Annotated in this window: 23 protein-coding genes; 8 read left to right on the forward strand and 15 right to left on the reverse strand. The window is 35.5% G+C overall.

Annotated features, from left to right (window positions below):
* Window positions 1-135: 135 nt before the first annotated feature.
* The gene (locus HM983_RS00100; protein WP_179343204.1) at window positions 136-1,386 is read left to right on the forward strand and encodes a cation:proton antiporter; all 1,251 of its coding nucleotides are present in this window, start codon (window positions 136-138) and stop codon (window positions 1,384-1,386) included.
* On the opposite strand, the gene HM983_RS00105 is transcribed toward HM983_RS00100, so the two are convergent.
* Window positions 1,379-2,095, reverse strand: coding sequence for a DUF3298 and DUF4163 domain-containing protein (locus HM983_RS00105; protein ID WP_218841795.1), 717 nt, complete (start codon window positions 2,093-2,095; stop codon window positions 1,379-1,381). The genes HM983_RS00100 and HM983_RS00105 overlap by 8 nt on opposite strands.
* 140 nt (window positions 2,096-2,235) lie before the next feature.
* Between HM983_RS00105 and HM983_RS00110 the strand changes: the two genes are divergently transcribed.
* Window positions 2,236-3,375, forward strand: coding sequence for a cystathionine gamma-synthase (locus HM983_RS00110; protein ID WP_179343206.1), 1,140 nt, complete (start codon window positions 2,236-2,238; stop codon window positions 3,373-3,375).
* Window positions 3,376-3,451: 76 nt separating this feature from the next.
* On the opposite strand, the gene HM983_RS00115 is transcribed toward HM983_RS00110, so the two are convergent.
* The gene (locus HM983_RS00115; protein ID WP_246277430.1) at window positions 3,452-4,255 is read right to left on the reverse strand and encodes a THC0290_0291 family protein; all 804 of its coding nucleotides are present in this window, start codon (window positions 4,253-4,255) and stop codon (window positions 3,452-3,454) included.
* 219 nt (window positions 4,256-4,474) lie between these two features.
* On the opposite strand from HM983_RS00115, the gene gdhA reads away from it, so the two are divergent.
* The 4 genes from gdhA to HM983_RS00135 all read left to right on the forward strand — a co-directional run bounded on the left by gdhA (window position 4,475) and on the right by HM983_RS00135 (window position 11,509).
* On the forward strand, window positions 4,475-5,818 hold the full coding sequence (gene gdhA / locus HM983_RS00120; protein WP_179343207.1) for an NADP-specific glutamate dehydrogenase: 1,344 nt from the start codon (window positions 4,475-4,477) through the stop codon (window positions 5,816-5,818).
* Between the two features lie 126 nt (window positions 5,819-5,944).
* Window positions 5,945-8,332: a type IX secretion system anionic LPS delivery protein PorZ gene (porZ, locus tag HM983_RS00125; RefSeq protein WP_179343208.1), complete on the forward strand. Its 2,388-nt coding sequence runs from the start codon at window positions 5,945-5,947 to the stop codon at window positions 8,330-8,332.
* A 4-nt stretch (window positions 8,333-8,336) separates the two neighbouring features.
* Window positions 8,337-9,056 (forward strand): DNA repair protein RecO, encoded by a 720-nt coding sequence (gene recO / locus HM983_RS00130; protein WP_179343209.1) that lies wholly within the window; start codon window positions 8,337-8,339, stop codon window positions 9,054-9,056.
* Window positions 9,057-9,076: 20 nt separating this feature from the next.
* Window positions 9,077-11,509 carry a TonB-dependent receptor gene (locus HM983_RS00135; RefSeq protein ID WP_179343210.1) on the forward strand — a complete coding sequence of 811 codons (2,433 nt, stop codon included), beginning with the start codon at window positions 9,077-9,079 and terminating at the stop codon, window positions 11,507-11,509.
* 49 nt (window positions 11,510-11,558) lie between these two features.
* On the opposite strand, the gene HM983_RS00140 is transcribed toward HM983_RS00135, so the two are convergent.
* Window positions 11,559-13,946, reverse strand: coding sequence for a T9SS type A sorting domain-containing protein (locus HM983_RS00140; RefSeq protein ID WP_179343211.1), 2,388 nt, complete (start codon window positions 13,944-13,946; stop codon window positions 11,559-11,561).
* Window positions 13,947-14,039: 93 nt separating this feature from the next.
* On the opposite strand from HM983_RS00140, the gene HM983_RS00145 reads away from it, so the two are divergent.
* Entirely contained in the window at window positions 14,040-14,510 is a 471-nt protein-coding gene (locus HM983_RS00145) for a regulatory protein RecX (RefSeq protein WP_179343212.1), read from the forward strand.
* A 54-nt stretch (window positions 14,511-14,564) separates the two neighbouring features.
* Here HM983_RS00145 and HM983_RS00150 read toward each other — a convergent pair whose 3' ends face one another.
* The 6 genes from HM983_RS00150 to HM983_RS00175 all read right to left on the reverse strand — a co-directional run bounded on the left by HM983_RS00150 (window position 14,565) and on the right by HM983_RS00175 (window position 20,770).
* Window positions 14,565-15,053, reverse strand: coding sequence for a DUF6646 family protein (locus tag HM983_RS00150; RefSeq protein ID WP_179343213.1), 489 nt, complete (start codon window positions 15,051-15,053; stop codon window positions 14,565-14,567).
* 62 nt (window positions 15,054-15,115) lie between these two features.
* Window positions 15,116-15,976 (reverse strand): cupin-like domain-containing protein, encoded by an 861-nt coding sequence (locus tag HM983_RS00155; protein WP_179343214.1) that lies wholly within the window; start codon window positions 15,974-15,976, stop codon window positions 15,116-15,118.
* Between the two features lie 76 nt (window positions 15,977-16,052).
* On the reverse strand, window positions 16,053-17,147 hold the full coding sequence (gene bioB / locus HM983_RS00160; protein ID WP_179343215.1) for a biotin synthase BioB: 1,095 nt from the start codon (window positions 17,145-17,147) through the stop codon (window positions 16,053-16,055).
* A gap of 159 nt (window positions 17,148-17,306) precedes the next feature.
* Window positions 17,307-18,737 carry a flotillin family protein gene (locus HM983_RS00165; RefSeq protein WP_179343216.1) on the reverse strand — a complete coding sequence of 477 codons (1,431 nt, stop codon included), beginning with the start codon at window positions 18,735-18,737 and terminating at the stop codon, window positions 17,307-17,309.
* A 173-nt stretch (window positions 18,738-18,910) separates the two neighbouring features.
* Window positions 18,911-19,555, reverse strand: a complete 645-nt coding sequence (locus tag HM983_RS00170; RefSeq protein WP_179343217.1) for a hypothetical protein — start codon at window positions 19,553-19,555, stop codon at window positions 18,911-18,913.
* A gap of 42 nt (window positions 19,556-19,597) precedes the next feature.
* A complete protein-coding gene (locus tag HM983_RS00175; RefSeq protein ID WP_179344065.1) occupies window positions 19,598-20,770 on the reverse strand; it encodes a beta-ketoacyl synthase N-terminal-like domain-containing protein in 1,173 nt (390 codons plus the stop codon).
* A 157-nt stretch (window positions 20,771-20,927) separates the two neighbouring features.
* Between HM983_RS00175 and HM983_RS00180 the strand changes: the two genes are divergently transcribed.
* The gene (locus HM983_RS00180) at window positions 20,928-21,338 is read left to right on the forward strand and encodes a cytochrome c oxidase assembly factor Coa1 family protein (protein ID WP_179343218.1); all 411 of its coding nucleotides are present in this window, start codon (window positions 20,928-20,930) and stop codon (window positions 21,336-21,338) included.
* 76 nt (window positions 21,339-21,414) lie between these two features.
* Here the strand turns inward: HM983_RS00180 and bioA are convergent, their stop codons facing one another.
* The 6 genes from bioA to HM983_RS00210 all read right to left on the reverse strand — a co-directional run bounded on the left by bioA (window position 21,415) and on the right by HM983_RS00210 (window position 25,952).
* Window positions 21,415-22,680 carry an adenosylmethionine--8-amino-7-oxononanoate transaminase gene (gene bioA, locus HM983_RS00185; RefSeq protein WP_179344066.1) on the reverse strand — a complete coding sequence of 422 codons (1,266 nt, stop codon included), beginning with the start codon at window positions 22,678-22,680 and terminating at the stop codon, window positions 21,415-21,417.
* 327 nt (window positions 22,681-23,007) lie between these two features.
* Window positions 23,008-23,112 carry a GIY-YIG nuclease family protein gene (locus HM983_RS15975; RefSeq protein WP_317166931.1) on the reverse strand — a complete coding sequence of 35 codons (105 nt, stop codon included), beginning with the start codon at window positions 23,110-23,112 and terminating at the stop codon, window positions 23,008-23,010.
* A 23-nt stretch (window positions 23,113-23,135) separates the two neighbouring features.
* Window positions 23,136-23,753: a dethiobiotin synthase gene (gene bioD, locus HM983_RS00195; protein ID WP_179343219.1), complete on the reverse strand. Its 618-nt coding sequence runs from the start codon at window positions 23,751-23,753 to the stop codon at window positions 23,136-23,138.
* Window positions 23,754-23,755: 2 nt separating this feature from the next.
* Window positions 23,756-24,202, reverse strand: a complete 447-nt coding sequence (locus tag HM983_RS00200) for a putative signal transducing protein (RefSeq protein ID WP_179343220.1) — start codon at window positions 24,200-24,202, stop codon at window positions 23,756-23,758.
* Between the two features lie 36 nt (window positions 24,203-24,238).
* Window positions 24,239-25,423: an aminotransferase class I/II-fold pyridoxal phosphate-dependent enzyme gene (locus tag HM983_RS00205; protein ID WP_179343221.1), complete on the reverse strand. Its 1,185-nt coding sequence runs from the start codon at window positions 25,421-25,423 to the stop codon at window positions 24,239-24,241.
* A complete protein-coding gene (locus tag HM983_RS00210) occupies window positions 25,404-25,952 on the reverse strand; it encodes a hypothetical protein (protein ID WP_179343222.1) in 549 nt (182 codons plus the stop codon). Before HM983_RS00210 ends, HM983_RS00205 begins: the two co-directional genes overlap by 20 nt.
* Between the last annotated feature and the right edge of the window lie 125 nt (window positions 25,953-26,077).

Consider the following 26,077-nt stretch of genomic DNA (forward strand, 5'->3'; position numbering starts at 1 on the left):
TTAATAGTGTTTATTTTTTTCACAACAGCAGAAATCTTTTTAATTTGCCTGTCTAGTGCTATCAACTACTTTTAAAGCTACAAAGTAACCTTATTTGAATTTAAAAATAAGCACATTTAAGAAAATTATATAGTTATGGAATATTACTCAATCGCAACGATATTAATTGTGCTTTCAGCTGTATTTGGCTATATAAATGTAAGGTTCTTAAAGCTACCAATTACTATTGGCTTGATGCTTATTACCATTGTGTTTACAGTCATTTTAGTAGTAATAGGTCAATTTGATGACACACTATTATTACAAGAGAAAGCTTTCATTTCAAAAATTGATTTTGAAACCGTTCTCTTGGATATTATGCTAAGTTTTCTGCTGTTCGCTGGAGCTCTACACACTAATTTTGACCAACTTAAAGTGCAGCGTGGGCCTATATTGGCTTTTGCTACATTTGGTGTTTTAATATCAACTTTCCTGGTGGGTACTGCCATTTTTTACATTTTACAATTATTCGGTTTTGAGATTTCATTTATTAACTGCCTACTATTTGGTGCTTTAATTTCGCCAACAGATCCAATAGCGGTTTTAGGTATTTTGAAAAAAGCTGGTGCGCCTAAGAAGTTGGAAACTAAGATTGTGGGCGAATCGTTATTTAATGATGGAGTTGGAGTAGTGGTGTTTTTAACCATATATGCCATTGCATCTAAACCCGATGCCGCAATTGAATTTTCTGAAATTGCCACCCTGTTTGGTCAAGAGGTCATTGGTGGCATAGCTTTAGGTTTGCTTTTGGGTTGGATTACGTACAGATTAATGCGTTCAATAGACAACTACGAAATTGAAGTGATACTCACTATTTCTGCCGTAATGGGAGGTACGATGTTGGCACATCAATTTCATTTATCTGCACCTTTAGCAATGGTAACAGCTGGATTAATTGTGGGGAATGATACTGTTAGAAATACAGCCATGTCCGAAATAACGGAAACGTATGTAGATAAGTTTTGGGAATTGATAGACGTATTGCTCAATACCGTTTTATTTGTTATGATAGGTATGGAAATGTTGGTTCTTACTTTTGGTGAAAATTATGTCTTTGTTGGATTATTGGCAATTCCTGTAATTCTTTTATGCCGTTATACATCTCTTTGGTTACCTGTAAAGTTCTTTTCAAAACGATTGGACTTTGTGCCTAAAACCACCTTGATTATGACTTGGGGCGGATTACGTGGTGGAATTTCAATTGCTTTGGCTTTGAGCCTCACGGCAGATATGAATCGAGAATTGTTTTTAGTAATCACTTATATTGTGGTAGTGGCATCAATTATAGGACAAGGGCTTACTGTTGAGCCTATTATTAAAAAACTGACTAGAAATTCGATTAATTAAAATTCAGATAAGGTAGAACATCCTCAAACGGAATTAAAAACTCTGTGTAGCCTTGATCATATGAAGCGACTTCGTAAACATTGTATAGCAAAATTAACCCATCGTCACTAAGTCCAATATTCTCCGGAAGTTGAAATGGTTTACCAAAGAAATAGTCTTCCATGCTTAACCCATTGTCATCGGCTTGAATGGATTTTATAAAGTGTTCTTTTGCTAGATATTTAAAATTATTTACATCTTTTAATAGTTCTTTTTGGTCTATAATAGCGCCAGTTTTAGCATTGAGGTTTAAAAAATTAATTTTGTCATTGCCATGCGCTCCGCCTTTAAATTCATAGCTGCTTATGGCTAGTGTAATAATTTCATCAGATTTATAGGTAATTTCAGTTTCTACATGTAATTCCCATTTAGGGTCTGTCTCAGAAAAATCAGCTATAAAGGATTTGTATTCTTCGTCAAAAGATTTTAAAGCTTCTTTTAGGGTGTTTTTATTTTCGCCATTATTTATTGCTGATAAAATTCCTTTTTCAATGTTTTGGTTAAATTTTTCACTCAAATTGCCATTTCCTTTAACTTGGTCAAATGTTGCAGTAATATCTGCCCTATATGGTTCTTCAATTGTTTGAGTTTGAAAAACAATAGGTTCAGTTTCGCTTTCACAAGAATTAAAAAGCACTACAGTTAATAAAAAAAAGAAGAGGTTTTTCAACGCATAATAGGTTTTGTTAAACATAGACTAAAGGTATTATATACTTTTCAATACAACGAATTATCGTTTAATTTTGTTATTATTAAAAGCGTTCTTTTTTAGAAATTGAAATTATTTTGTCTTAGACTAAAACTTATCTTATGAAATTCAATACAAGAACAATACATGGTGGTCAAAAACCTGATCCTGCTTACGGTTCGGTGATGCCACCAATTTATCAAACTTCGACCTTTGCACAGTCCACTCCAGGAGGGCATAAAGGATTTGAATATTCGCGTAGCGCCAATCCAACCAGGACGGCTTTAGAAAACTGTCTGGCAAGTTTAGAAAATGGAAGTTATGGGTTGGCTTTTGCATCAGGTTTAGCAGCTATTGATGCTGTTTTAAAATTGTTGGAGCCTGGTGATGAGGTTGTATCTACAAGTGATTTATATGGCGGTAGTTACAGATTATTCACTAAGATTTATGAGAATTTTGGAATTAAGTTTCATTTTATAAACATGAATAATGTTGAAGATATAGAAGCCTATATCACGCACGATACCAAATTGATTTGGGTAGAAACGCCGACCAATCCTATGATGAATATCATTGATATTGTTGCGGTTGCTAAAATCGCCAAAAAACATGAAGTGATGCTTGCTGTAGATAACACATTCGCCACACCATATTTGCAGCAGCCTTTGGATTTAGGTGCAGACATTGTAATGCATTCCGTTACAAAGTATTTGGGTGGACATAGTGATTTGATTATGGGTGCGTTAGTTGTAAATGATAAAGATTTGGCGGACCGTCTGTACTTTATTCAAAATGCTATTGGTGCTGTTTGTGGACCGCAAGATGCTTTTTTAGCGCTTCGTGGTATTAAAACTTTACACCTTAGAATGCAGCGTCATTGCGAGAACGGGAAGGCAGTCGCTGAGTATCTTAGAAACCATCCAAAAATCGAAAATGTGAATTGGCCAGGTTTTAAAGATCATGCCAACCATGAAATTGCAAAGAAACAAATGAAAGGCTTTGGCGGCATGGTTTCCTTTACGACAAAAGGAAATAATTATGATGAAGCCATAAAAATTATTGAAAATTTAAAGGTTTTCACTTTAGCAGAATCACTTGGTGGTGTGGAGTCATTAGCTGGTCATCCAGCAAGTATGACACATGCCAGTATCCCAAAAGAAGAACGTGAGCAAGCAGGTGTCGTTGATTCCTTAATAAGATTGAGCGTTGGCATTGAAGACGAGGCTGATTTAATCAATGATTTAAAACAAGCTATAGGATAGATATAATTCTTATTGTAAATCAAGAAAAGGCCAAATCTAAATGATTTAGTCTTTTATTTTATAATAATATCAAGTTCTAATCGATGTAATAGATGTATCCAAAATTGAACCAAGCCAACCAATCATTGTTTTTGTTGGAAGGTAACTTATGATCTAAACCATCTACAAAATCGTCGAAATAATACTGCCATCTTAGTTCTACAAACAAATCGGATAGTACAGATAGTTTGTAGCGCGTTCCAATACTTGCCACAACAGACCATGTAGTGCCAGACTCTGCGCTTACAAAAGGATCACCTCCTGATACATTTTCCCAAGGATTATAAAAGTTATTGTTGTTGTTTGGATCGGAATCGCCAAAAGAAGTTGCTACGCTTGGGTTATAAGAAACAAAATGTGCACCGAGTGCCCCAAAGGGAGCAAATGAATAGACTCCAGCCGAAAAGGCTCTAATGCTCAAAGGAAAATATTCTAATTGCATACCAATATCCCAATTTTGGGCTTCACCGGTATGTGCTCTAAGTTGGTCTGCTTCCTCACTGGTTTTTGATGCGTCAACAAATTCGCCAAAATGTTGCAAACTTGTTTTGTTCCAAGCGATTTCACTTCTTAATTTAAAATGATCGTTAAAATATTTATCTGTGGTATAGCAGTTACAATCTGCGCGGTAAGCAAAGTTTATATAGTGAACAATACCTACAGAAATTCCGGTATTGCCCGCGTTAGTTTCAAGATTTCGCCGTACCCCAAAATCAGATTGGAAAGCAACAGGGCCAACAAAAGCTCCTAACTCATGCGAAAAGCCTAATTGAGAATAACTTAACTGCATTGAAAACAACAATGCCAAAGCTATTAATGGATTTTTAAATTTTACTCCCATAAGTCTTCAAAAGTTTAGGCTCCTGCCGAACAAATATATAAAAACTCGATGAACTACAAAATAAAACGGATAAAATGCAATAAATTTTATTTATATCTAAATTTAAACGAAAATCGTGAGAAATAAATTCCCTTTGAGAATATAAAAAAATAAACTGTTATTTTTACAGATAACGTATCTTTACGCCCAATTAGTCACAATTTATTAATAATACTATATATGAAAGATAAAATTGAAGCTTTTTTAGAAATAGTCAAGGAACGCAACGGTCATGAACCAGAATTCCTTCAGGCAGTCCAAGAGGTTGCTGAAACGGTAATTCCTTACATCGCTAAGCACGAGATTTATAATGGGAAAAACATTCTGTTGAGAATGGTGGAGCCTGAAAGATTAATATCATTTAGGGTTTGCTGGGTAGATGACGCTGGTGAGATACAAGTTAACAGAGGTTATAGAATCCAAATGAATTCTGCTATTGGACCATACAAAGGAGGTTTGCGTTTTCATCCTACGGTAAATGCTAGTATCTTAAAGTTTCTAGCTTTTGAGCAAGTATTCAAAAATTCCTTAACTACGCTTCCTATGGGTGGAGGTAAAGGAGGTTCTGATTTCGATCCAAAAGGAAAATCGGACAACGAGATTATGCGTTTTTGTCATGCATTTATGACCGAATTATTTAGACATATAGGTCACAATACTGATGTACCTGCAGGTGATATTGGTGTAGGAGCTAGAGAAATCGGTTTTATGTTCGGTATGTATAAAAAATTGAACAATACATTTACCGGTGTGTTAACTGGTAAGGGACAGTCTTGGGGTGGATCTCTAATCAGACCCGAAGCCACAGGCTATGGTACTGTGTATTTTGCACAGAATATGTTGCAAAGAAAAGGAGACTCTTTCGAAGGCAAGGAGGTAGTGATTTCAGGTTCTGGTAACGTGGCACAATTTGCAGCAGAAAAAGCTTTAGAGCTTGGTGCAAAAGTACTCACGCTTTCTGATTCAGGCGGATATATTTACGACGCAGAAGGAATCGACACAGAGAAATTAAAACACATTATGTTCATAAAGAATGAGAAACGTGGAAGAATAAGCGAATATCTGGATAAGTATCCATCTGCAAAATATGTAGAAGGAGGGCGACCATGGTCTGTAAAATGTGATATTGCGTTACCTTGTGCTACTCAAAATGAATTGAACGGAGAAGAAGCTAAAGCATTGATAGACAATGGCTGTATGTGTGTTTCTGAAGGGGCAAATATGCCTTCAACTCCAGAAGCGATCCACGAATTTCAAAAGGCCAAAATCTTATTCGCACCTGGTAAAGCATCCAATGCTGGAGGTGTGGCAACATCAGGTTTAGAAATGAGCCAAAACTCATTACGATTAAGCTGGACGAGAAAAGAAGTTGATGACAAGCTAAAGGTTATCATGGAAAATATTCACAATTCTTGTGTAGAATATGGCGCTAACGAAGATGGTTCTATAGATTATATAAAAGGTGCAAACATTGCAGGTTTTGTAAAAGTAGCTGATGCTATGTTGGCTCAAGGAGTTATCTAAATATAATTAGAATGTATATATAAAGCTTTCAGGTTAATTCTTGAAAGCTTTTTTTTATGACTTAACATATGATAAGCCCTATATTATCGTTACTATTAAATATATTTGGACAAACAGAATTGTTGAATGAAAAAAACTATTTTCAGTCTTTTCTTAATTACCCTTGGTGTTTGTAACTTCATATCCGCACAAGACTTTTCGGCACTTTGGCAATCACATTTTTCTTATAACAGAATTGTAGATGTAGTTGCTGGAGAAGATAAAATCTACGGGGCGGCTCAAAATTCCGTTTTTAGTTACGATACTAATTCTCTGGAGATAGAGACAATTACAACAGTTGAAGGACTTTCAGGAAATTTAATCACAACTATTTATTATAGCACAGCATATCAATATTTATTAGTAGGCTATGAAACTGGGCTTATTGAAATTTACTCCGAAGAAGATAAATCTGTACTATCTGTAGTTGCTATATTAGATAAGGTTAATGTCACCCCCGAAAATAAGCGCATCAATCATTTCTATGAAAATAATGGACTAATCTACATATCTACTGATTTCGGAATTACAGTTTATGATTTAAATCGTTTAGAGTTTGGGGACACTTATTTTATAGGTGACGGAGGAGCGCAAATTAGCGTTAAGCAAGTTTCAATCTTAAACAACGAAATTTACGCTGCTTGTTATAATAACAATGGATTAAAAAAAGCAAATTTAGATAATCCCAACCTTATAGATTTTCAACAATGGGAAACTATAATCGCAGGAAATTATTATACCATAAGTTCTTTAAACGATAAAATATATTCTGTGCGGTCAAACAGGGTGTTATATGAGATCGATGGTGCTTCTATAACTACTTTATTTACCTTTCCCACACTGCCTTCCGATGCTGAGGTGGCAAATCAAAATTTTATTGTCTCAACATTAAACAATGTATATGTTTATAATGAGAACATAGAGCTCGTTAATACATATCAGCCCAATGCAGAGTTTGATACTGGATTTACTTCTGCAACCATAGTAAATTCAAATGTTTATATCGGTACGCAAGATTTGGGTGTTCTTAGAATTCCTATTGACGAGAATGACACCTATATTCAAGTAAAACCAAATGGACCATTGTTTAATAGTGTTTTTAGGTTAGACGCTACTACAGGTACTGTTTGGGCAACCTATGGTGAATTTACACCCGATTTAAATCCGTTTCCTTTAAACTCTAGAGGGTTGAGTTATCGTGATGATGACCTTTGGACAAATATTCCTTTTGATAGTCTATTGGGAGCAAGAGAACTAAATATTATTACACCGAACACTTTTAACCCAAACCAAGTATTCGTTAGTTCCTTTAAAGATGGCATTTTAGAATTAAACAATTTTGAGCCTACGGTTTTATATAATCAAACCAATAGCGGTCTGGAATCTTTAAGCCTTCCTAATGATCCTAGTTTTGTTGGGATAAGAATTTCGGGAACTACCTTTGACAGAAGCGGTTTAATGTGGGTTTTAAATAGTAGAGTAGATGAAGCCTTAAAATCATATGACCCAATTACTGGCAATTGGCAAGGTTATAGCTTTTCAAGCTTAATTGAAGATCCATTAAATGATGAAATTGGTTTTTTTGATTTGGTTGTAGATAATAATGGTACCAAATGGATAGGTTCTTACACTAATGGACTCATAGCCTATAATGAAAATATTTCTGACGGACCTTTGAGAAATATTAATTCTGAAAATCAAAATGTTTCTCCTTTCTCAAGATTTACTGCTTTAGCACTGGATAACAGAAACCAGTTATGGATTGGTACAACTTTTGGCTTACGTGTGTTGTTTAATACAGCAGGGTTTTATGATGACCCAAATCCTACACTCAGTCAAATCATTATTTTAGAAGATGGAATACCTAAAGAATTATTAGAAGACCAATCTATTAATGCTATTCGAGTAGATGGCTCTAACAATAAATGGATAGGAACAGCAGATGCCGGAGCTTTCTACGTGACGTCAGACGGACAAGAGACAATATATCATTTCACTACAGATAATTCTCCATTGCCTTCTAATAGTGTGAATGATATTTCCATAGATCCTAATGATGGGATAGTTTATATAGCAACCACAAACGGACTTGTTTCTTTTACCTCTGGCGGATCTGAACCAACGGAAACGTTAGATGATGCTTTTGTGTATCCTAATCCGGTTCGTCCTGAATATGATATCCTAGGCTTTAATAATTTAAATGATATTAATAAAGGAGTCAAAATTTCTGGATTAACCGAACGTGTAAATATTAAGATAACCGATATAGAAGGTAATCTAGTGGCCGAAGCGCAATCTGGTGTAAATCTTAGATCTTCTGGCGCTAACTATAATTTTGCAATTGATGGTGGCACTGCTATTTGGAATGGGAAAAATCTAGCAAATTCTGTCGTGTCTACTGGTGTGTATTTGATAATGATTTCAGATTTGGATTCATTTGAAACCAAGGTGTTAAAAGTACTTATAGTTAGATAAATTTATGCTCACCAAAAATAAAGGTATTGTACTGTCTAAAATTAAATATAGAGACAACGATCTCATTGTAAAATGCTATACGCAGCAGCGAGGTGTTGTAAGTTACATCCTTAGAGGTGTTTTAAAGTCAAAAAAAAGCCAAGCCAAGACCGTATACTTTCAAGCACTATCACAATTAATTTTAGAAGAGGTTTACAAACCAAAATTATCACTCCACTCCATTAAAGAAGTAAAACTAAATTATGTATATACAAGCCTACATACCAATGTCTATAAAAGCGCTATAGTTTTATTTTTGGCAGAAATACTTTCCAGCGTATTAAAGGAAGAAGAAAAAAATGAAAGTCTTTATAACTATTTAGAGACCGCACTACAATATTTAGATAGCGAGGATAGCTTTGCAAATTTTCATTTATTGTTTTTGTTGAGACTCACTCGTTATCTTGGTTTTCAGCCGGAAAATCTTAATAACGACCTCCCTTATTTTAACCTTCAGTCTGGTGTTTTTGAACAAAACGACATGGGAATGTATTCGATTTCTGGTGAAAATTTAACACTGCTTAAACGCTTGTTGGGCATAAATTTTGATGCTTTACAAACTGTAAAAATAAATGCAAAGCAAAGACAAGTTTTTTTGAATATGTTATTGTATTATTTTGAATTACATTTGGGTGGTTTTAGAAAACCCAAATCCTTACAAGTACTTAATGATGTATTTCATTAAGCTTTATATGAAACGATTTAATGACGCAAAATATCCAATTGAAACATTACGTATTATTTATCCTGTCTCTATTTTTTTCAAGTCTATCATTTGCTCAAACTCTCACTGTGCTCGAAGAAACTACCAACGAGCCCTTACCTGGCGTTGCGCTATATAACTCTAAAAAAACAATTTCCGTTGCCACGGATTTAAATGGTAAAGTGGATATCGGAGCATTCAGCAATGATGAGACCATATATTTCCAGAATTTTTTATATCAGAAAATAAAGTTTAAAAAGTCCGAAATAGCTGTGATGGATTACATAGTTTATCTCAAACCGGCAGTAGAAGATTTAAAACAGGTGGTGATTTCGGCTTCAAAATTCGAACAGAGCAAACGAGACATTCCTCAAACCATTGTAAGCCTTAATGCCAAGGACATAGCATTTGCCAATCCGCAGACAAGCGCAGATTTATTAGAAAATACCGGAAATATTTATATACAGAAAAGCCAGCTTGGTGGTGGAAGTCCAATTATAAGAGGGTTTTCTACCAATAGATTATTGATTACAGTCGATGGTGTGAGAATGAACAATGCTATTTTTAGAGGTGGCAATCTTCAAAACATCATTTCCATTGATCCTTTTGCGGTTAAAAATACGGAAGTGACCCTCGGAGCAGGTTCTGTGGTTTATGGAAGTGATGCCATTGGTGGAGTGATGAGCTTTTACACTAAAAAGCCACAATTGTCATATAAAGACGAGTTATTTTTTAATGGAAGTGCATTGGCTAGGTATGCAACCGCAAATAACGAAAAAACAGGACATTTTGATTTTAATTTAGGTTACAAAAAATGGGCATTCTTAACTAGTTTAAGCTACACTGATTTTGATGATTTGAGAACGGGAAGCCACGGACCAACTGAATATTTAAGGCCCAATTATGTCATTAGAGAAAATGGTGAGGATATTGTTGTTGACAATCCAGACCCGAAAGTGCAGGTGCCAACGGGCTACAACCAAATAAACCTAATGCAAAAAGTGCGTTACGAGCCTTCTGATAATCTTAATTTCGATTTAGGCCTATATTATTCAACAACCTCAGATTATCCAAGATACGACCGATTGATTAGACCTGATGGCGACGCACTACGCTCAGCAGAATGGGAATATGGGCCTCAAGAATGGTTTATGGGAAACCTGCAACTTACCAAATTAAGTAGTAGTTCCAACCTGTACGATAAAATTCAGGCGACCTTGGCTTATCAAAATTTTAAAGAAAGCAGAAGTGATAGAGATTTTCAGGATGTCATAAGACAGATCAGGTCAGAGAGTGTAGATGCGATTTCCTTCAACTTAGATTTGGAAAAGAAAACAAGTGAAAAAGCAAGTATTTTTTATGGTGTTGAATATTTGTATAATATAGTCGGTTCTGAAGGGCGTGATGAAAATATTGATACAGATACGTCCCAAGATAATGTAACTAGATATCCTAATGGTTCTACGTGGCAATCTATTGCTGCCTATACAAGTTTAAAATTTAAGCCTAATCCAAAATTTGTTTTTCAGACAGGTTTAAGGTACAATCAAATTCTAATTGATGCCGATTTTACAGAGAACAATGAATTTTTAAACCTGCCATTTGATGATGCACAAATTAATACTGGTGCATTGACAGGAACAGCCGGTATTACATGGTCACCGAGTAACTTAATTCAATGGAAATTAAATGCCTCTACAGCATTTAGAGCGCCAAATATTGATGATGTAGGAAAAGTGTTTGACAGCGAACCTGGTTCAGTGGTAGTACCCAATAAGGATTTAAAAGCCGAGTATGCCTATGGTGGCGAATTGGGACTGAGACTTAACTTTAACAAAAAAATAATTTTTGATTTAGCAACTTATTACACGTTTTTGGACAATGCGCTAATCCGTCGTGATTTTGAATTGAATGGACAAAGAGAAATTGAATATGATGGTGAACTGAGTAATGTGCAGGCCATACAAAATGCTTCAAAGGCTTGGATTTATGGTTTTGAAGCTGGTGTAGAGGTCCACTTTTCAGACTATTTTAAACTTCGTTCTCAATATAATGTTATTGGTGGCACGGAAGAAAACGATGGCGTTGAAGTTCCAGTAAGGCATGTTGCGCCAAATTTTGGAAGAACACACTTTGTTTTCAATAAAGACAAATTAAAACTGGATGCTTTTTTGGTGTATAATAACGAGTTGTCATTCAATCAGTTGGCACCTTCGGAAATAGAAAAAGATTATCTCTATGCTACAGATCAAAATGGGAATCCTTATTCACCATCTTGGTACACTGTAAATTTACGTACCCAGTATCAGTTTGATGATAACCTATCAATAACTGCTAGTTTAGAAAATATCACCGATCAACGTTATAGGCCTTATTCCTCTGGAATCTCCGCAGCAGGTAGGAATTTAATTTTGGCACTAAAGTACACGTTATAAAAAAGCCTCAATTTTCATGAGGCTTCAAATTCTAATTTTATATCGAGTGCTAATGTCTCTTAATAGCTTTTTTACTAATTACTTGCCCATTTGATAATGTTATCCTAGCGATATATGCCGCTTTGCTCAGTTTAGACAAGTCATACAACTCTTCCGAAGAATTGGCAGGCAAATTATAAATTTGTCTGCCTGTTATATCCAATATCTCAACATTGGTAAGGTTGAGGTTATTATTGATTTTTATTTCAATAGTGCCATCGTTCAACTCTACGATCGTTAGAGCATTTATATTACTGTTCTTGTCTTTTGTAGAAAGCAAATCGGCCGTAAAGACAACCTCAAAACGATCTTCAAATTCACCGACCTCTGATGTAAAGTTATAATCAGATTCTTTAAGGTTATGAACGGTGTTCATTAAATTATCTTTGATGAATATAGGATTGTTGTCGTAAAAAGTTCCTGCCGATTTTGCGATGGAAATACTATATATTGTAGGAGAATCGATAATAGTTTTAAAACCAAGTTCAATAACTTCTTCAATATCTAAACTTGATAAGTCCTTACCTTGAATAACAAACTGATCACTCTCGTCATTTATTGTTGAATATAAAGTGGCGAACACGTTAGAAGAAGCGTTGCGCTTAACATCATAGAACGTTCCATCATTTCCATCTGTGGCTCCATCAATATGAGCAACAGCTAGTTGAGTTGCAACACCATTATCTGATTTTAAATTTAACCATAACACTTTTTTATTGTTTGGGGTCGAATTTGTATTTCTAAAAAATTGATTATTGTTTCCCTCAACTCGCATGGAATTGTTAAAAATAACGCTAGAATTACTTAATGCTTCTACAAAAAAACCTTGACATGAAGGGACAAAGTCATTCGGTATTAATGAAAGGTCTCCTCCCGCAGTGTTAACACCGCTAGCAGAAATAACAGCATAATCTGCACTAGAAAAATTCAGCCCATCATTTCCAGAAGCATTTGCATCTGCCGGAGTCGCTTGATTCCATAAATAAATTGCATCTACAACTCCTGCATTAGTAGTAAAAAATATGTTGGTGTCTATTGCACTTGGATATGGGTTTCCAATAAAATTCCAATCATTATAAACACCGCCACTATCGTTGACAAGTGGTGCTAATATTACTCCATTATTAAAGTTGCCTTGAAAGTTAAATTGTTGAGCTGCTGGAAACATCCCAATGTTTGCAGCTGTAGCCGCATATCCTAAACCTGGCAACATATTACCTGATGCACTTTGCCAAGAATTGCCGTTGTCATCTATATCATCTTGTCCAGATACGAAGGTATTTGAATTATTAATTTCCATTAAGAAGTCTTCAAATTCTGAAGCATCAAAGTAATAGCGTCGATCTGTTGGCACAAGGGCAAATACATTTTCAATAGTTTCATTAGTCACTGGCGAACTCCAATACGTATATTCTACAGGTTCGTTTAAAACAGTAGTGAATTTTTGAATTGTAATATTTCCCAAAGTTGTATTAACGCTTGCATTATTCTTTTGAACTACAGCTCCCTCATCTTCTACAATTATAGTCCCAATAGTATTAATTTCATTTTTCACTTTTACATAACCATTGTTGTTTACAGTTAAGGTGGTCATATTATTGATTGTCAAGTTGCAGGCATTTATATTTCCATTGATACCAGTATTATACGCGAAATCAAGTATTGCAGAAGTATTTATGTCAGGAACTCCATTATCCCATCCCGTTGAAGACCAGGTTGTTGTCCCAGAGCAAGGAGCAAAAGTTCCCCAAATTTCGATATTGTCTATTGCAATATCTTCTTGACCTGCATTTAAATTAAACTCTATTTCTATATCCAGAAAAGTACCAGTATTAGATATGTTTCTTGTAAATTGTGTAAACGTATCAGTGATAGCTACGCCATCACCATCTCCATTAAAGTCATTATCAATTAGAGGTTCGTTATTGGTTCCTGATCCATCATTTTCTATCCATAACAGATTAGTGAAAATTCCACTATTATCAATATCATAATTTATATGTACATAGTCAGAATTATCCCAATGCTGTGTAACTGTCCTGGTTGTTTGGTCGTCTTCTGCCAAGTGTATTCTAAACTCTAAATTATCGTAACCACTGACGTCTATGTCTTCTAAGTTGAGAAATACAGGTAATGTGGCGCTTTCTCCATCGATGTCTTGTGCGGCAAAATAGAAATTACCTTGTATATTGTTAAATAGGACTCCATTGGCACCATTGTTAAAATCTGTACCATCAGTTCTTAAGAAGTAGTCTCTCACTCCATCTGTAAACTCAGGAATACTTGTACTATATCCTGTAGGAACTTCAAAAGTTACTTCAGCAATTTTAACTTGCCCAAAAGCAAAACAAAAACAACTTAAAAGAAATATTAGAGATAGGTAGTAGTTTTTCATCATGAGGGAAATGATTAATTAATTTGGGGATAAAGATTTGATACTTTATGACCTTTATACCTACAAATATGCGTTAATTTGTTCTATTTTAGAGGTTTGAATCTACAAAAAACATATACGGTCGATGAAGCGCAGAAAAAGCTCGAAAACTACTGTGCATACCAAGAGCGCTGTCACAAAGAAGTGCGTTCTAAGCTACGAGAGATGAGAATGATACCTCAAGCAATTGACCAAATTATAGTGCATTTAATTCACCATAATTACCTCAACGAAGGACGTTTTGCCAAAGCCTTTGTAAGAGGTAAATTCAGGATTAAAAAATGGGGAAAAAACCGATTGGTGAGAGAATTAAAATTCCGGGAAATTTCAAAATATAGTATTGACCAGGCACTTTCCGAAATTGATTTGGATGATTATTACAAGACACTTGATGAACTCACTAAAAAACGAATCAGTCAAATCAAGGAAAAAAATATATATAAAAAGAAAAAGAAAGTTGCCGATTATCTGTTATACAGAGGGTGGGAATCCCATCTTATTTACGAAAAACTGAATGAATATTTGTAAAAAAAAAAGCCTTTCTAAAACAGAAAGGCTAAATATCTTTGTTTAGATTAATCCTTATAGATTAAAAGAGGCACCAATATTTACAGTAAATTGATTGTGCAATTCTTCGGCTGGAGTAAGATTATTATCGTACTTGGCAAATGGGGTATTTAATTCTGTATAAATACCAAAACCATCAGTAAAAAAATAACGAGCGCCAAGGTGGCCTCCAAAATTCTTTAGACCTAAACTCAGTCCCGGATATAGGTCAAAATTTTCATCTATTTCTAAAACATTTCCAATATTTGCGTTGAAACGTGCTCTAACGTCGATTCGTTGATCAAAATCTGCATCTAAGCTTTCCTCTACACCTAGCAAATAAGTGCCGGATAAACCTAACGAAATATTTTGTCCAATTCCGTAATCGTAAGATAAATTGATTCCTGTTCCGTTATTTTGAAAATTGGCTCCCACCTGAAATTTATTGTCGCCTTCCCCTCGAAACGCTTGAGAATTTCCAAAGGTAAAAGCTAATAATGCTGTTATAAATAATATTTTTTTCATGATATCAATTGTCTAAAATTTGTGGCAAATATACAATACAAATTGCTATAAATATGATTGTTTTAAAGTGATTTGTGAGTTCTGGTAATAGCTTGTTCGTTTTTCCAATCTATCCATTTTTGTCCTTTAATTCTGCGCATTATATTGTCAAAACTTCGCATTATTAAAACGTTGTAAAGTGCTTTGCCAAGGTTTTTTGGATTGCGGGCAATGGCACGCAAACTCATTGAGAAACCTGGCGTAATGTATTTCATATAATGCCAATAACCTTCTGGCATATATAGAACTTCTCCATGGTTTAAATCACATATCCACCCTTTTGCATTTTTTAAAGCAGGCCATTTTTCAAAATCTGGATTGGAAAAATCGATATCCTCCCGTGTGATTAATGAATGAGGAATTTTATACAAATGCTCATTCTGCTTTTGGTCAAACAGAATACATTGTTTTTTTCCTTCAAAATGAAAATGGAAAATATTAGCCAAATCAATATCGTAATGCATAAATGTATGCGAATTAGTACCGCCAAAGAATAGCATCGGCAGCCCTTTCATAAGTCGCAGCCCAAAATCTGGATAACTATAATCTTTTTGAAGTTGAGGTACTTCTTTTAAAATGTTCCAAAGAAATATGCGGAATTTAGTTGGTTCGCGTTTAAGCAAATCTACATATTCACTCATTTTCATTTTGGCATGTGCTTCGTTAAAACCGTCTTTGTAATCTACAGGTCTATCGTCATAAAGTGGCACGGTAACATCACCTGCAACTTCTTTCATGTAATCTAAACTCCACTTAGAATAAGCGGGCCAATCTTCAATAAATCGCTCAATGACCACAGGTTTTTGTGGTTTAAAGTAATTTTTAAGAAAATCCTCTTTGGTTATAGTTTCAACGCGAGGAATTTGTTGAAGATTTAGTTTCAAAAGGTTGAATAATTTAGTTGGCAAAGTTAACAAAACGTTACTAAACCTTGAATATTGTAAACCTAAGTTTAACTATTTATTTTAAAACCTTGGCTTTTTGCTTGGCTTCTTCGTTACGCTCAATTTTGTGATCCGGTCGCGACCATTTTGGCTTTTCGCCTAGGTGCTGGTATTGAGAATCTTTGGCCTCAACAGATTCAGGCTGCATTTTTTTGATGAAAGGTTTTTGTGGATTCAAACCTAAAAGTTTAAACATTTCCATATCCTCATTCACATCAGGATTTGGCGTTGTTAATAGCTTGTCTCCTGCAAAGATAGAATTAGCGCCTGCGAAAAAACACATTGCTTGGCCCTCTCTGGTCATTTGTGTTCTACCAGCAGATAAACGTACTTGTGTTTCTGGCAGTACAATACGAGTTGTAGCTACCATACGTACCATGTCCCAAATAGAAACAGGCGTCTGGTCCTCTAAAGGAGTACCATCTACAGCGACTAATGCGTTAATTGGTGTTGATTCTGGCTGAGGGCTTAATGTTGATAAAGCAACTAGCATACCTGCTCTATCTTCCTCTTTCTCGCCCATTCCTATGATACCTCCAGAACAAACCGTAACATTAGTTTTGCGGACATTATCAATCGTTTTCAAGCGGTCTTCAAAACCACGTGTTGAAATCACTTCCTTATAATATTCTTCGGAAGAATCTAAATTGTGGTTGTAGGCATAAAGTCCAGCTTCAGCTAAACGATTAGCCTGATTTTCAGTGACCATACCTAAAGTACAGCAAACTTCCATATCGAGTTTGTTAATGGTGCGTACCATTTCCAAAACTTGGTCAAATTCTGGGCCGTCCTTAACATTTCGCCAAGCCGCTCCCATGCATACACGTGAACTTCCCGAAGATTTAGCCCGTAACGCCTGCGCTTTTACCTGTTGCACGGTCATTAGGTCATTTCCTTCAATATCTGTATGGTAACGCGCAGCTTGTGGACAATAACCACAATCCTCAGGGCAACCTCCTGTTTTAATTGAAAGTAATGTTGAAACTTGAACCGTGTTTGGATCGTGGTGCAATCTATGGATTGTTGCGGCTTCATAAAGCAGTTCCATCAACGGCTTATTGTAAATGTCTAGTATCTCTTCTTTTGTCCAGTTGTGTCTTACTTCGCTCATAGGTAATGATTATTGGGTAAAAATAGAAAATTCCACTTAGAAGTGGAATTTTATTTAAGTATCATTTATAGTTGTTCTGTTATTTCAAGAGTAGTCGAGAAATCTTATAGATATTAGTGAAGTTTGCATCTCGACTACGCTTAATGTAACCAAGAACGTTTATTTATTATTAGATTTATCAATCTCAGCATCATCTGCTTCAATTTCTTTTTTGTCTTTTCCTTTAAGATATTCAGGCAAATCCATACCAGCCATGTTAAACATGTCCTGTAAAGGTGGAACTGATTTATACATTCCTGAAATAAAGTTAGATGTTGAAGATTTACCATCTTTATTGCCACCATTTTCCCAAACGGTAACTTTATCAATTTTTATATTCTTGATGGCTTCTGCTTGCGTCTTAACCAATTCAGGCAATTTGTCAGCGATTAATAATAAGACTGCGTCTTTTGAATTGTTTCCAGCAGCTTTTACAATTTCATCCAAACCAGCAGCTTGCTTTGTTAAGACTTCATATAAACCCTTTGCTTCAGCTTGTGCTTTAAATAATATAGCGTCAGCTTCACCTTTGGCGCGTCTTCTGATGCGCTCAGCTTCTGCTTCTGCATCAATTTCAACTTTACGCTTATCTATTTCAGCCGGAACAATAATATCTGCCAATTGAGAGGAACGCTCACGCTCTGCTCTTGCAGTTTCTGCCATTTGCTCTGCAGCATAAGACTCTTCCAATGCTTTTGCAGCTTGGACTTTCTCAGAAGCGATAGCCACTCTTTCGGCTTCAGCTTCTCTTTGACGACGCAACGAATCTGAATTAGCCACGGAAATTTTTGCGGTATTTTCACCTTCAACTGCTTGTGCGTTTGCAGCAGCAACTTGAGAACGTTCGTCCTGTTTTGCGTTAGCCTCACCAATAGAACCATCTCTGGTTTTCTCGGCAACCGATTTACGTGCCGCATTTATAGCGTGCGCTGCAGCTTCCTTACCGAGTGCTTCAATATAGCCAGATTCGTCAACGATATCCGTGATGTTTACGTTAATTAACTTTAAACCAACTTTCTTTAATTCCGTTTCAACAGATTGTGAAATATTGGTCAAGAATTTATCTCTATCGTTATTGATTTCCTCAATATCCATTGAAGCTACGACCAAACGCAACTGACCAAATATAATTTCCTTTGCCAATTCTTGAATGTCTTGCATGGCTAAACCAAGCAGACGCTCGGCAGCATTTTGCATCACGCCAGGCTCGGTAGAAACACCAATAGTAAAACGTGATGGAACGTTAACACGAATGTTTTGTTTTGAAAGTGCGTTTACGAGATTCACTTCAATGGAAATCGGTGTTAAATCTAAGAATTCATAATCTTGAATCACTGGCACTATAAAAGCCGCTCCTCCGTGAATACATTTAGCTGATTGTCCGCCACCAACTTTACCATAAACGACTAAAATTCGGTCAGATGGACAACGTTTGTAACGCTTGATTAAAATAATGAGCGTTAATACAATAAAAAGAGCAACAAAAATTAAGACCATTGGTCCGCCAAAGCCGTCCATATTGAAATTTTCTTGAATGGTTAGTAAGTTCATATAGTTTAGATTTAATGGTTATTTTTCTTTTTTGAATATTCTTTGTCGGTTCGAGTGATTTTGATTCCGAAGGTATTCGGAATTAAAATTGTATCGAGAACTAATTTGAAACATTTCTTTTTGATACAAATTTTACTCATTTTCAATCGTAAAATTCACTCGAAGTGACGGTATTATTCTTTATCAATTAGATTTCTTTTACCCTCTGGCAGTTCTTCATTCTGAATGTGGGAAGGTTCAATAGGTTTTCGTGTTCGGTCAACGATTAATATACCGTTGGATGTGACATCGACGACTTTTATAATTGTTCCAGATTTTAATTCGGTTAAATTATCAGTCAACGCATCTAGTTCTCGGGACGTACCTTGAACATTTACGGTAACTTTTCCCATTTTGGAACGGTCTGCACCGATAGTCAAATAGACTTCTCCAACAGCATCAATCGCATTGTTATAATTTAATGTGCCACTATCAGTCAGTTTGCTGATAAAGTAAAAAAGCGCAGCCATAATCGTCATCATTAGTAATCCGGCGATAACCGAAACGATTACAGTAACTGGTTTGGACAATCCTGCATCAATACACGCAATGCCACTCCACCCGAAAATGGTAAAAAAGCCTACCAAATTTTTAAACGTGATGAACTGAAACCCAGCTCCAGCATCTGAATCAATATCGGAATCTATGTCGCCAATATCATCTGCATCTCCACCTGTGAATGCCATAATCATTACCACAGAAAAAATCAGCGAGCCAATGATGGCAATGAGCCAATAGACTTTTGAAAAAAACTCAAGATTTGAAAACCATTCCATCATAATTCAAGCAAATTAAGGGTTAAAATCACAAACTTCCATATTTCATTTTGAAAGTATCACGCTCACTGCATTACCACCAAAGCCTACGGCATTGACCATTATTTTTGAAATTTTATCTGGTGTCTGTTGTTCCAAGAAAGGAACGTCAAGAAATTCTTGATGGTTAAGCATTAGTATGGCCATTTCTACGCTGAGCATTCCTGAAGCTCCTAAGCTGTGACCAACTTGTAACTTATTAGTAGTCAAAGCAGGAATTTTGTTACAGAAAATCTTTCTTATTGCGTTGTATTCTGCTATATCTCCTTTTCTTGTGCCAGGTGTGTGCGTTACGATAATATCGACTTCGTCAGGATTTAAATCTCCCAAAGCCATTTTCATTGAGCGTTGAAAGCAATCTGCGTTAGTTGAAAGAGAAGCGTTATGTTCCAATAATTCTGTGCCATAGCCTATGCCTTCAATATATGCTAAAGCGTTTTCTGCTTTCCCTTTTTCTAAACAAGCGGTAGAAGCAGCTTCGCCGAGAATCATTGTGTTTTCGGTTTTGTTGAGGTTTAGTGCTTGGTTAGGATAAGATGCTTCGACAGGCTCAGCATGACAGCTGTCTTCCAATTTATATTTAGCATAAATTTTCAAAGCCTTCATCTGTGCGATTGTGAAAGGTGTTAAAGGAGCTTCACTGCCGCCAACTAAAAATTTATCGCACATGCCAGACTTGAGCCACGCAACTCCATTTAAGAGTGAGTGCAATGCTGTTGAACAGGTTATGGAATGTGAAATTTCTGGGCCATTGGTCTGTAGATCATGTGCAATCCAAGATGATATATTGCCTAAGGTTGTGGTTGGCGAACTTAAAGTTTCAGCTTTGTTTTTATCTAAAAAATCTTCAAAATACTTCTCGAATAACCCAGTTGCACCACGAGACGATCCGATATTTATGCCAAAATTGTCTGATGATTTCCAACCTGCTTGTTTCACGGCTTGACGTGCTGAAAATATTCCGAATAAAACCGAGTCATCTAAATTTTTGTATTTGGAATTTGACTGCTTTAACGATTCGATTTCCTGTTTAGCTTCAGATGGCAATTGTGCAACCCAATCACCATTTTTTTTAGAAAAGAAATGATTGCGGGATTTATAGTTATTCCAAATGTCTTCAGGTTGAAATCCTAAGGCTGAAATAGAGGAAATTGATGTTATGGAAATAGGTTGCTTCATAATTGTCATGCTGAACTTGTTTCAGCATCTCATTTGATGAAACAAAAGTAAGGTTTAATCTGAAGCCTAAAAATGATGTTGCTTCAAATTTTGTGTGCTTTTGTAACAAAACCGACTTCAAGTTTACATATATTTAGTAATCAATCAATAAATAAAAATGGAAGAACAAAAACAGAAAAGTTGGTTTGCCAGAAATTGGGGATGGGTACTTGGTGGTGGTTGTTTAACAGTCATTGTAATTGTAGGTTTAGCTATAGGTGGTTTAATTTATAAAGTTTCAGATAGCATAAAGGAATCAGAGCCTTATCAACATGCGCTGGCAAAAACTATCGAGAATGAGAAAGTTATTGCCTTTTTAGGCAGTCCAATTGAGACCAATGGAATGGGCAATACCAGTTATAATTACAAAAATGGCACTACTACGGCAGAATTGACTATACCAATAAAAGGCCCTAAAGATGAAGGTAGTATTGTCGTTGATGCTGAGAAGATAAATGACGAGTGGGCTTATAGAGTACTTTATGTTAAGATCGATGGCGAAACTGAAACCATAAATCTTTTAGATTAGAGTTTGGAATTTCAAATTTGTCAGGTTTAATGCTTCGAGTAGCCTCAGCAACCAACCTGACAGGTCTCAAACAAAACTAAAATTCTTTCAAAGCAGCTTCAATAGTTCGATAAACTTTATCCAATTCTTTATCCGTAATTACATAAGGCGCTAAAATATAAATAGTGCTGCCCAATGGTCTTAAAAACACGCCATTGTCCATAAAGAATTTAAAAAGCTGGTCTCGAAGATTGCCATAGCGTTCCATTTTAATATTTAAATCCAAAGCGAAAATTATTCCTGTTTGTCGGACTGATGCTACTTTTGGATGCGATTGCATACGTTTTCCAAAAGCTTGATGTGAGGTGATAATCCGTTTTATGTTTTGTTGAATGTCTTCTGATTTTAACAGTTCAATTCCAGCTAATGCAGCTGTACAGGCTAAAGGATTGGCAGAGTAGGTGTGGCCGTGAAAAAAGCCTTTTGTAATGTCATTACTTAAAAAAGCATCATAAATCTTTTGGCTGCAACTCGTGATTGCCATTGGTAAAAGGCCTACTGTTAACGCCTTGCTCAAGCATAAAATATCTGGTTGATTTTTAAGATGAAGCGAAGCAAAATGTTTTCCTGTTTTTCCAAATCCTGTCATCACTTCGTCAGCTACTGTTATAATATTTTGAGATTTGCAGAATTCCAAAATTGCATCCAAACCTTTTACGTCATGCATTTTCATTGCAGCGGCTCCTTGAACTAAAGGTTCGTAAACCAACGCAGCAACATTATTTTCTTTTGAAATCTGTTCAAGTTGATTTAAAATTTCTTTGTGATTGTCTCCATTTGGTGTTGGTATGCGTTTTACTTCAATAAAAAAATCTTCAAAAGGACCATTGTAAACTGATAGGCCTGAAACACTCATAGCACCAAAGGTATCTCCGTGAAACCCATCTTCAAAAGCAATTATTACATTGCGTTTCTCACCTTGGTTGAAATGATATTGCAACGCCATTTTAATACCCACTTCCACTGAGGTTGAACCATTATCACTAAAAAATATTTTATTTTGATTCTTCGGAAGAATATCGATTAAAGCTTCAGATAATTTTATAGCAGGTTCATGGGTTAAACTACTAAAAACAACCTGATCCAAAGTTTTCATTTGCTCAGCAACGCGATTGGTAATGTGTGGATTGCAATGACCGTACATGCAAGTGTACCAAGAAGCTATGGCATCAATATATTTATTGCCATCTTCGTCGTATAAGGTGCAGCCTTCCGCTTTAACAATTGCAACGCTTTCAGGGTGCAGTTGGTGTTGAGTTAGTGGGTGCCAGAGGTGTTTTTTGTCTCTTTCAGATAAGCTCAAAAAGCCTTTCTCCCTAACCCTCTTTCCAGAGGAAAAAGGGAATTTGGCTTGGTCATTATTATTATCTTTTGGCATTTGTAGCTTTGTCTTTGTTTTTCTGAAAGTTTTCATCATGCTGAACTCGTTTCAGCATCACATAATTTTATTGTATCACTAATAATCTAAAGTTTCTAAATTTGGGTTAATAGTTTTAACCAAATTCAACTTCCATTCTTTATGCCAGTTTTTCAATTGGTTTTCCCTATCAATCGCCTGATTTATATCATTAAATGTTTCAAAGTAAATTAAATCTTTGATATTGTATTTCTTAGTAAATTTTGAAGCTGTTTAGTTATAATGCTCTTCTAGTCTTTTACTTAGATTTGCAGTTACTCCAATATAGAAAGTTGTTCTGTATTTGTTGGTTAATATGTAAACGTAACTATTTTTCATTTATGTGTGACCCTGAAACGAGTTCAGGGCGACGTAAGTGATTCCTTGAACTTCTCCGCATATTCTTTAATCACATTCCTATCAAAATAAGGCTCATCGTTTATTCTACCAATCACTTTTACTCCTGTCATTTTTTCGATTATTGACTCGGTGGATTTGTTTTCGTTCCCGCTATAAATTAAGGCAACATCCAACCCTTTTTCTTTCAGTGTATTTATAGTTAATAGCGTGTGATTAATGCTACCTAAATAATGTCGAGACACCACGATGACTTTATCCTTTGGCTGAATTAAATCTAAAATCGTTTCAGAATTATTGAGCGGAACCATTAACCCACCAGCTCCTTCTATGACCAAATTGTTTTTTGTTTTTGGTCGTTTTATCTTTTTGATATCGATTGTAATGTCATCAATCTCTGCCGCTCCGTGTGGACTCATTGGTGTTTTTAAAGCGTAACTGTTTGGGTGGAAAACGGATTTAGAATTGGAAATCAATCGCTTCACTTTATGCGTATCGCTATTGTCTAAATCTCCGGCTTGGATGGGCTTAAAATAGTCAGCTTCTAAAGCTTCGACCAAAATGGCAGAGGCAATGGTTTTGCCAACCTCTGTTGAAATTCCTGTTATAAAATAATTATTCATATTTATTTAACGCGTCGCAAATGGCTTTTTCTATCTTTTATTGAAAATTCTGTTTTACAATTTTCACAAACATATTTATAACGTGTATGGAATGGTAACGTAAAGGTTATCAATCCAAGTAGGAATGACAAAAATGATTTTAAATTATCTATTGTTGAATACATCTCTACTTCATTCTTCCCACAATTTGGACAAATTATTGGTGTGCCTTCATCATCCACTGCATATGCTTTAATGGATTTTAATATTTCTCGTGCTTCCTTTTCATCCTCAGCGCGTACATTCAATTTTATACCGCCAATAGCATTACTTACCAATGGGTCAGTGTCAATCGTGATGTTATCTTTCAGAAAAACCTGAATACCATCAGCTTCCAAGCGACCTTTTATGATTTGTGCTTCGGACGAATATTGAAATCTTGCGATGGTTACAAATGTTTGATCTTTCATAATTGATTATGAGGTGCTGAAACAAGTTCGGCATGACTACGCCACAAAGGTAGTCAACAAGGTCAAGACTTCCGATATTTCTTCTTTGGAATTGTAGCTGTGAACGCAAAAGCGCAAACGTTCTTTTCCTTTAGGCACAGTTGGTGACAATATAGGTTTAACATCATAGCCATGATCTTGAAGTGTGCTTGCTACTGATTTTACACTTTCGTTGTTAGGAATGATGCAACAATGGATTGCGGAATCACTTTGAATAAATTCGTTTTGTAAACCTACGCGCTTGATTTCTTTTTTGAAGAAATTGATGTTATCTGATAGCCTCTCAATTTGAGGATGAGATGTCTCACTGAAGCTTGTACTGAGCGCAGTCGAAGTGTTCGACATGACAGATAATTCACTATAAGCCGTTTTTATCGTAGCCAAAGTATGTGGAGGTAATGCCGTAGTATAAATAAAAGATCGTGAAAAATTTACGAGATAGTCCTTTAATCTCTGAGAGCCTAAAATAGCCGCACCGTGACAACCAAGAGCTTTGCCGAAAGTGATAATTCTGGCAAAAACATCAGTTTCGATTTTATGCTTTTGAACTAATCCATATCCAAAAACTCCAACGGCATGAGCTTCATCGATGATGAGATTGGCATCTTGAGTTTTACATAATTTTGAAAGTGCGACCAAATCTGGTGAATCGCCATCCATTGAAAAAACGGATTCGGTGACTACGTACAAATCGCAATTGTCATTCAGAGCGAAGCGAAGAATCTGTTTCTTCAAATCCTGAAAATCATTATGCTTAAACTTAAAGCTTTTGGCATTGCTCATTTTTATACCATCCCTGATGGAAGCATGGCACAATTCGTCATATAAAATCACATCGTTACGTTGTGGTATGGATGAGAAAAAACCAATATTAGCATCGTAACCCGAATTGAAAATCAAAGCTGCTTCGCAATTGTGAGTTTTTGCAATTTCCGATTCAACTTCATTGTAAAGCTTATGATTTCCTGAGAGTAAGCGAGAGCCAGTTGCGCCGTTTTGTTTTAAATTGTTTTCAATTAAATATTGATGGGCTTTATCAAAAATAGCTTCTGATTTCGAAAATCCTAAATAGTCGTTAGATGAAAAATCTACCAAATCTTTTGGCGTGTCCAATTGCCTAAAAGCGTCATTCGCTCTACGGTCTTGTAGTTTTGTGTTGAGTTTATTTGGTAGAGACTTCATTGATTTTAGTTTTCCATTCTTCTTTATCTATCCACTTAAAATCATTTGGGACCGTTGCGTCTAACAAATCGATGTTTAATTCTTCAGAAAGGTCGTAACCAATTAAAAATGCATCTTTATAATTGTCTTTTTCGTAGAGGTTAAAATGTTTGTTGTTATCGTACCAAAGATTCACCTCAAAGATATAACTTCCATCCTTTAAAGGCTGATGAAATACCGAAACGTATTCGTAATTTTTAATGGTTTTCCAGGTGCCAAATTTTAAAGGACCAACTGCTAACGTTGGCTTAAATTTTGAACTTTTAATATCAATATGGATACTTTTAGTTAAGGTGAATCCTACGCCAATTGATGCAAGTGCAATACTTGGTTCAAGTCTATGCAAAAATATAATAAGTCCTTTTTCGGTAAATTCTAATTTATACAAAGCTAGTAATATAATTAATGTAGCTGCGGAAAAAAACAGTGCGGCAATAGGCATTTGCCAGATAGGTCTATCGTTTTCTGAAACAATAATTTCGGAATTCATTCTTCAAATATAACTAAGACCTAAGTCGTTTCAAAAAACGGTAGAGATTTATCTAAAATTATTTTTTTTCGATAAAAAATTATTGTTTAACAATAATAATTATATATTTGTTATTGTTAAACAAT

The sequence above is a fragment of the Winogradskyella ursingii genome (assembly GCF_013403975.1).
Taxonomy (GTDB): domain Bacteria; phylum Bacteroidota; class Bacteroidia; order Flavobacteriales; family Flavobacteriaceae; genus Winogradskyella; species Winogradskyella ursingii.

What these genes read in the sequence shown, in the direction of transcription:
- HM983_RS00100 (WP_179343204.1), top strand. Translation starts at nt 136, where the DNA reads ATGGAATATTACTCAATCGCAACGATATTAATTGTGCTTTCAGCTGTA.
- HM983_RS00110 (WP_179343206.1), top strand. Translation starts at nt 2,236, where the DNA reads ATGAAATTCAATACAAGAACAATACATGGTGGTCAAAAACCTGATCCT.
- HM983_RS00115 (WP_246277430.1), bottom strand. Translation starts at nt 4,255, where the DNA reads ATGGGAGTAAAATTTAAAAATCCATTAATAGCTTTGGCATTGTTGTTT.
- gdhA (WP_179343207.1), top strand. Translation starts at nt 4,475, where the DNA reads ATGAAAGATAAAATTGAAGCTTTTTTAGAAATAGTCAAGGAACGCAAC.
- porZ (WP_179343208.1), top strand. Translation starts at nt 5,945, where the DNA reads ATGAAAAAAACTATTTTCAGTCTTTTCTTAATTACCCTTGGTGTTTGT.
- recO (WP_179343209.1), top strand. Translation starts at nt 8,337, where the DNA reads ATGCTCACCAAAAATAAAGGTATTGTACTGTCTAAAATTAAATATAGA.
- HM983_RS00135 (WP_179343210.1), top strand. Translation starts at nt 9,077, where the DNA reads ATGACGCAAAATATCCAATTGAAACATTACGTATTATTTATCCTGTCT.
- HM983_RS00140 (WP_179343211.1), bottom strand. Translation starts at nt 13,946, where the DNA reads ATGATGAAAAACTACTACCTATCTCTAATATTTCTTTTAAGTTGTTTT.
- HM983_RS00150 (WP_179343213.1), bottom strand. Translation starts at nt 15,053, where the DNA reads ATGAAAAAAATATTATTTATAACAGCATTATTAGCTTTTACCTTTGGA.
- bioB (WP_179343215.1), bottom strand. Translation starts at nt 17,147, where the DNA reads ATGAGCGAAGTAAGACACAACTGGACAAAAGAAGAGATACTAGACATT.
- HM983_RS00165 (WP_179343216.1), bottom strand. Translation starts at nt 18,737, where the DNA reads ATGAACTTACTAACCATTCAAGAAAATTTCAATATGGACGGCTTTGGC.
- HM983_RS00170 (WP_179343217.1), bottom strand. Translation starts at nt 19,555, where the DNA reads ATGATGGAATGGTTTTCAAATCTTGAGTTTTTTTCAAAAGTCTATTGG.
- HM983_RS00175 (WP_179344065.1), bottom strand. Translation starts at nt 20,770, where the DNA reads ATGAAGCAACCTATTTCCATAACATCAATTTCCTCTATTTCAGCCTTA.
- HM983_RS00180 (WP_179343218.1), top strand. Translation starts at nt 20,928, where the DNA reads ATGGAAGAACAAAAACAGAAAAGTTGGTTTGCCAGAAATTGGGGATGG.
- HM983_RS15975 (WP_317166931.1), bottom strand. Translation starts at nt 23,112, where the DNA reads ATGAAAAATAGTTACGTTTACATATTAACCAACAAATACAGAACAACT.
- bioD (WP_179343219.1), bottom strand. Translation starts at nt 23,753, where the DNA reads ATGAATAATTATTTTATAACAGGAATTTCAACAGAGGTTGGCAAAACC.
- HM983_RS00200 (WP_179343220.1), bottom strand. Translation starts at nt 24,202, where the DNA reads ATGAAAGATCAAACATTTGTAACCATCGCAAGATTTCAATATTCGTCC.
- HM983_RS00205 (WP_179343221.1), bottom strand. Translation starts at nt 25,423, where the DNA reads ATGAAGTCTCTACCAAATAAACTCAACACAAAACTACAAGACCGTAGA.
- HM983_RS00210 (WP_179343222.1), bottom strand. Translation starts at nt 25,952, where the DNA reads ATGAATTCCGAAATTATTGTTTCAGAAAACGATAGACCTATCTGGCAA.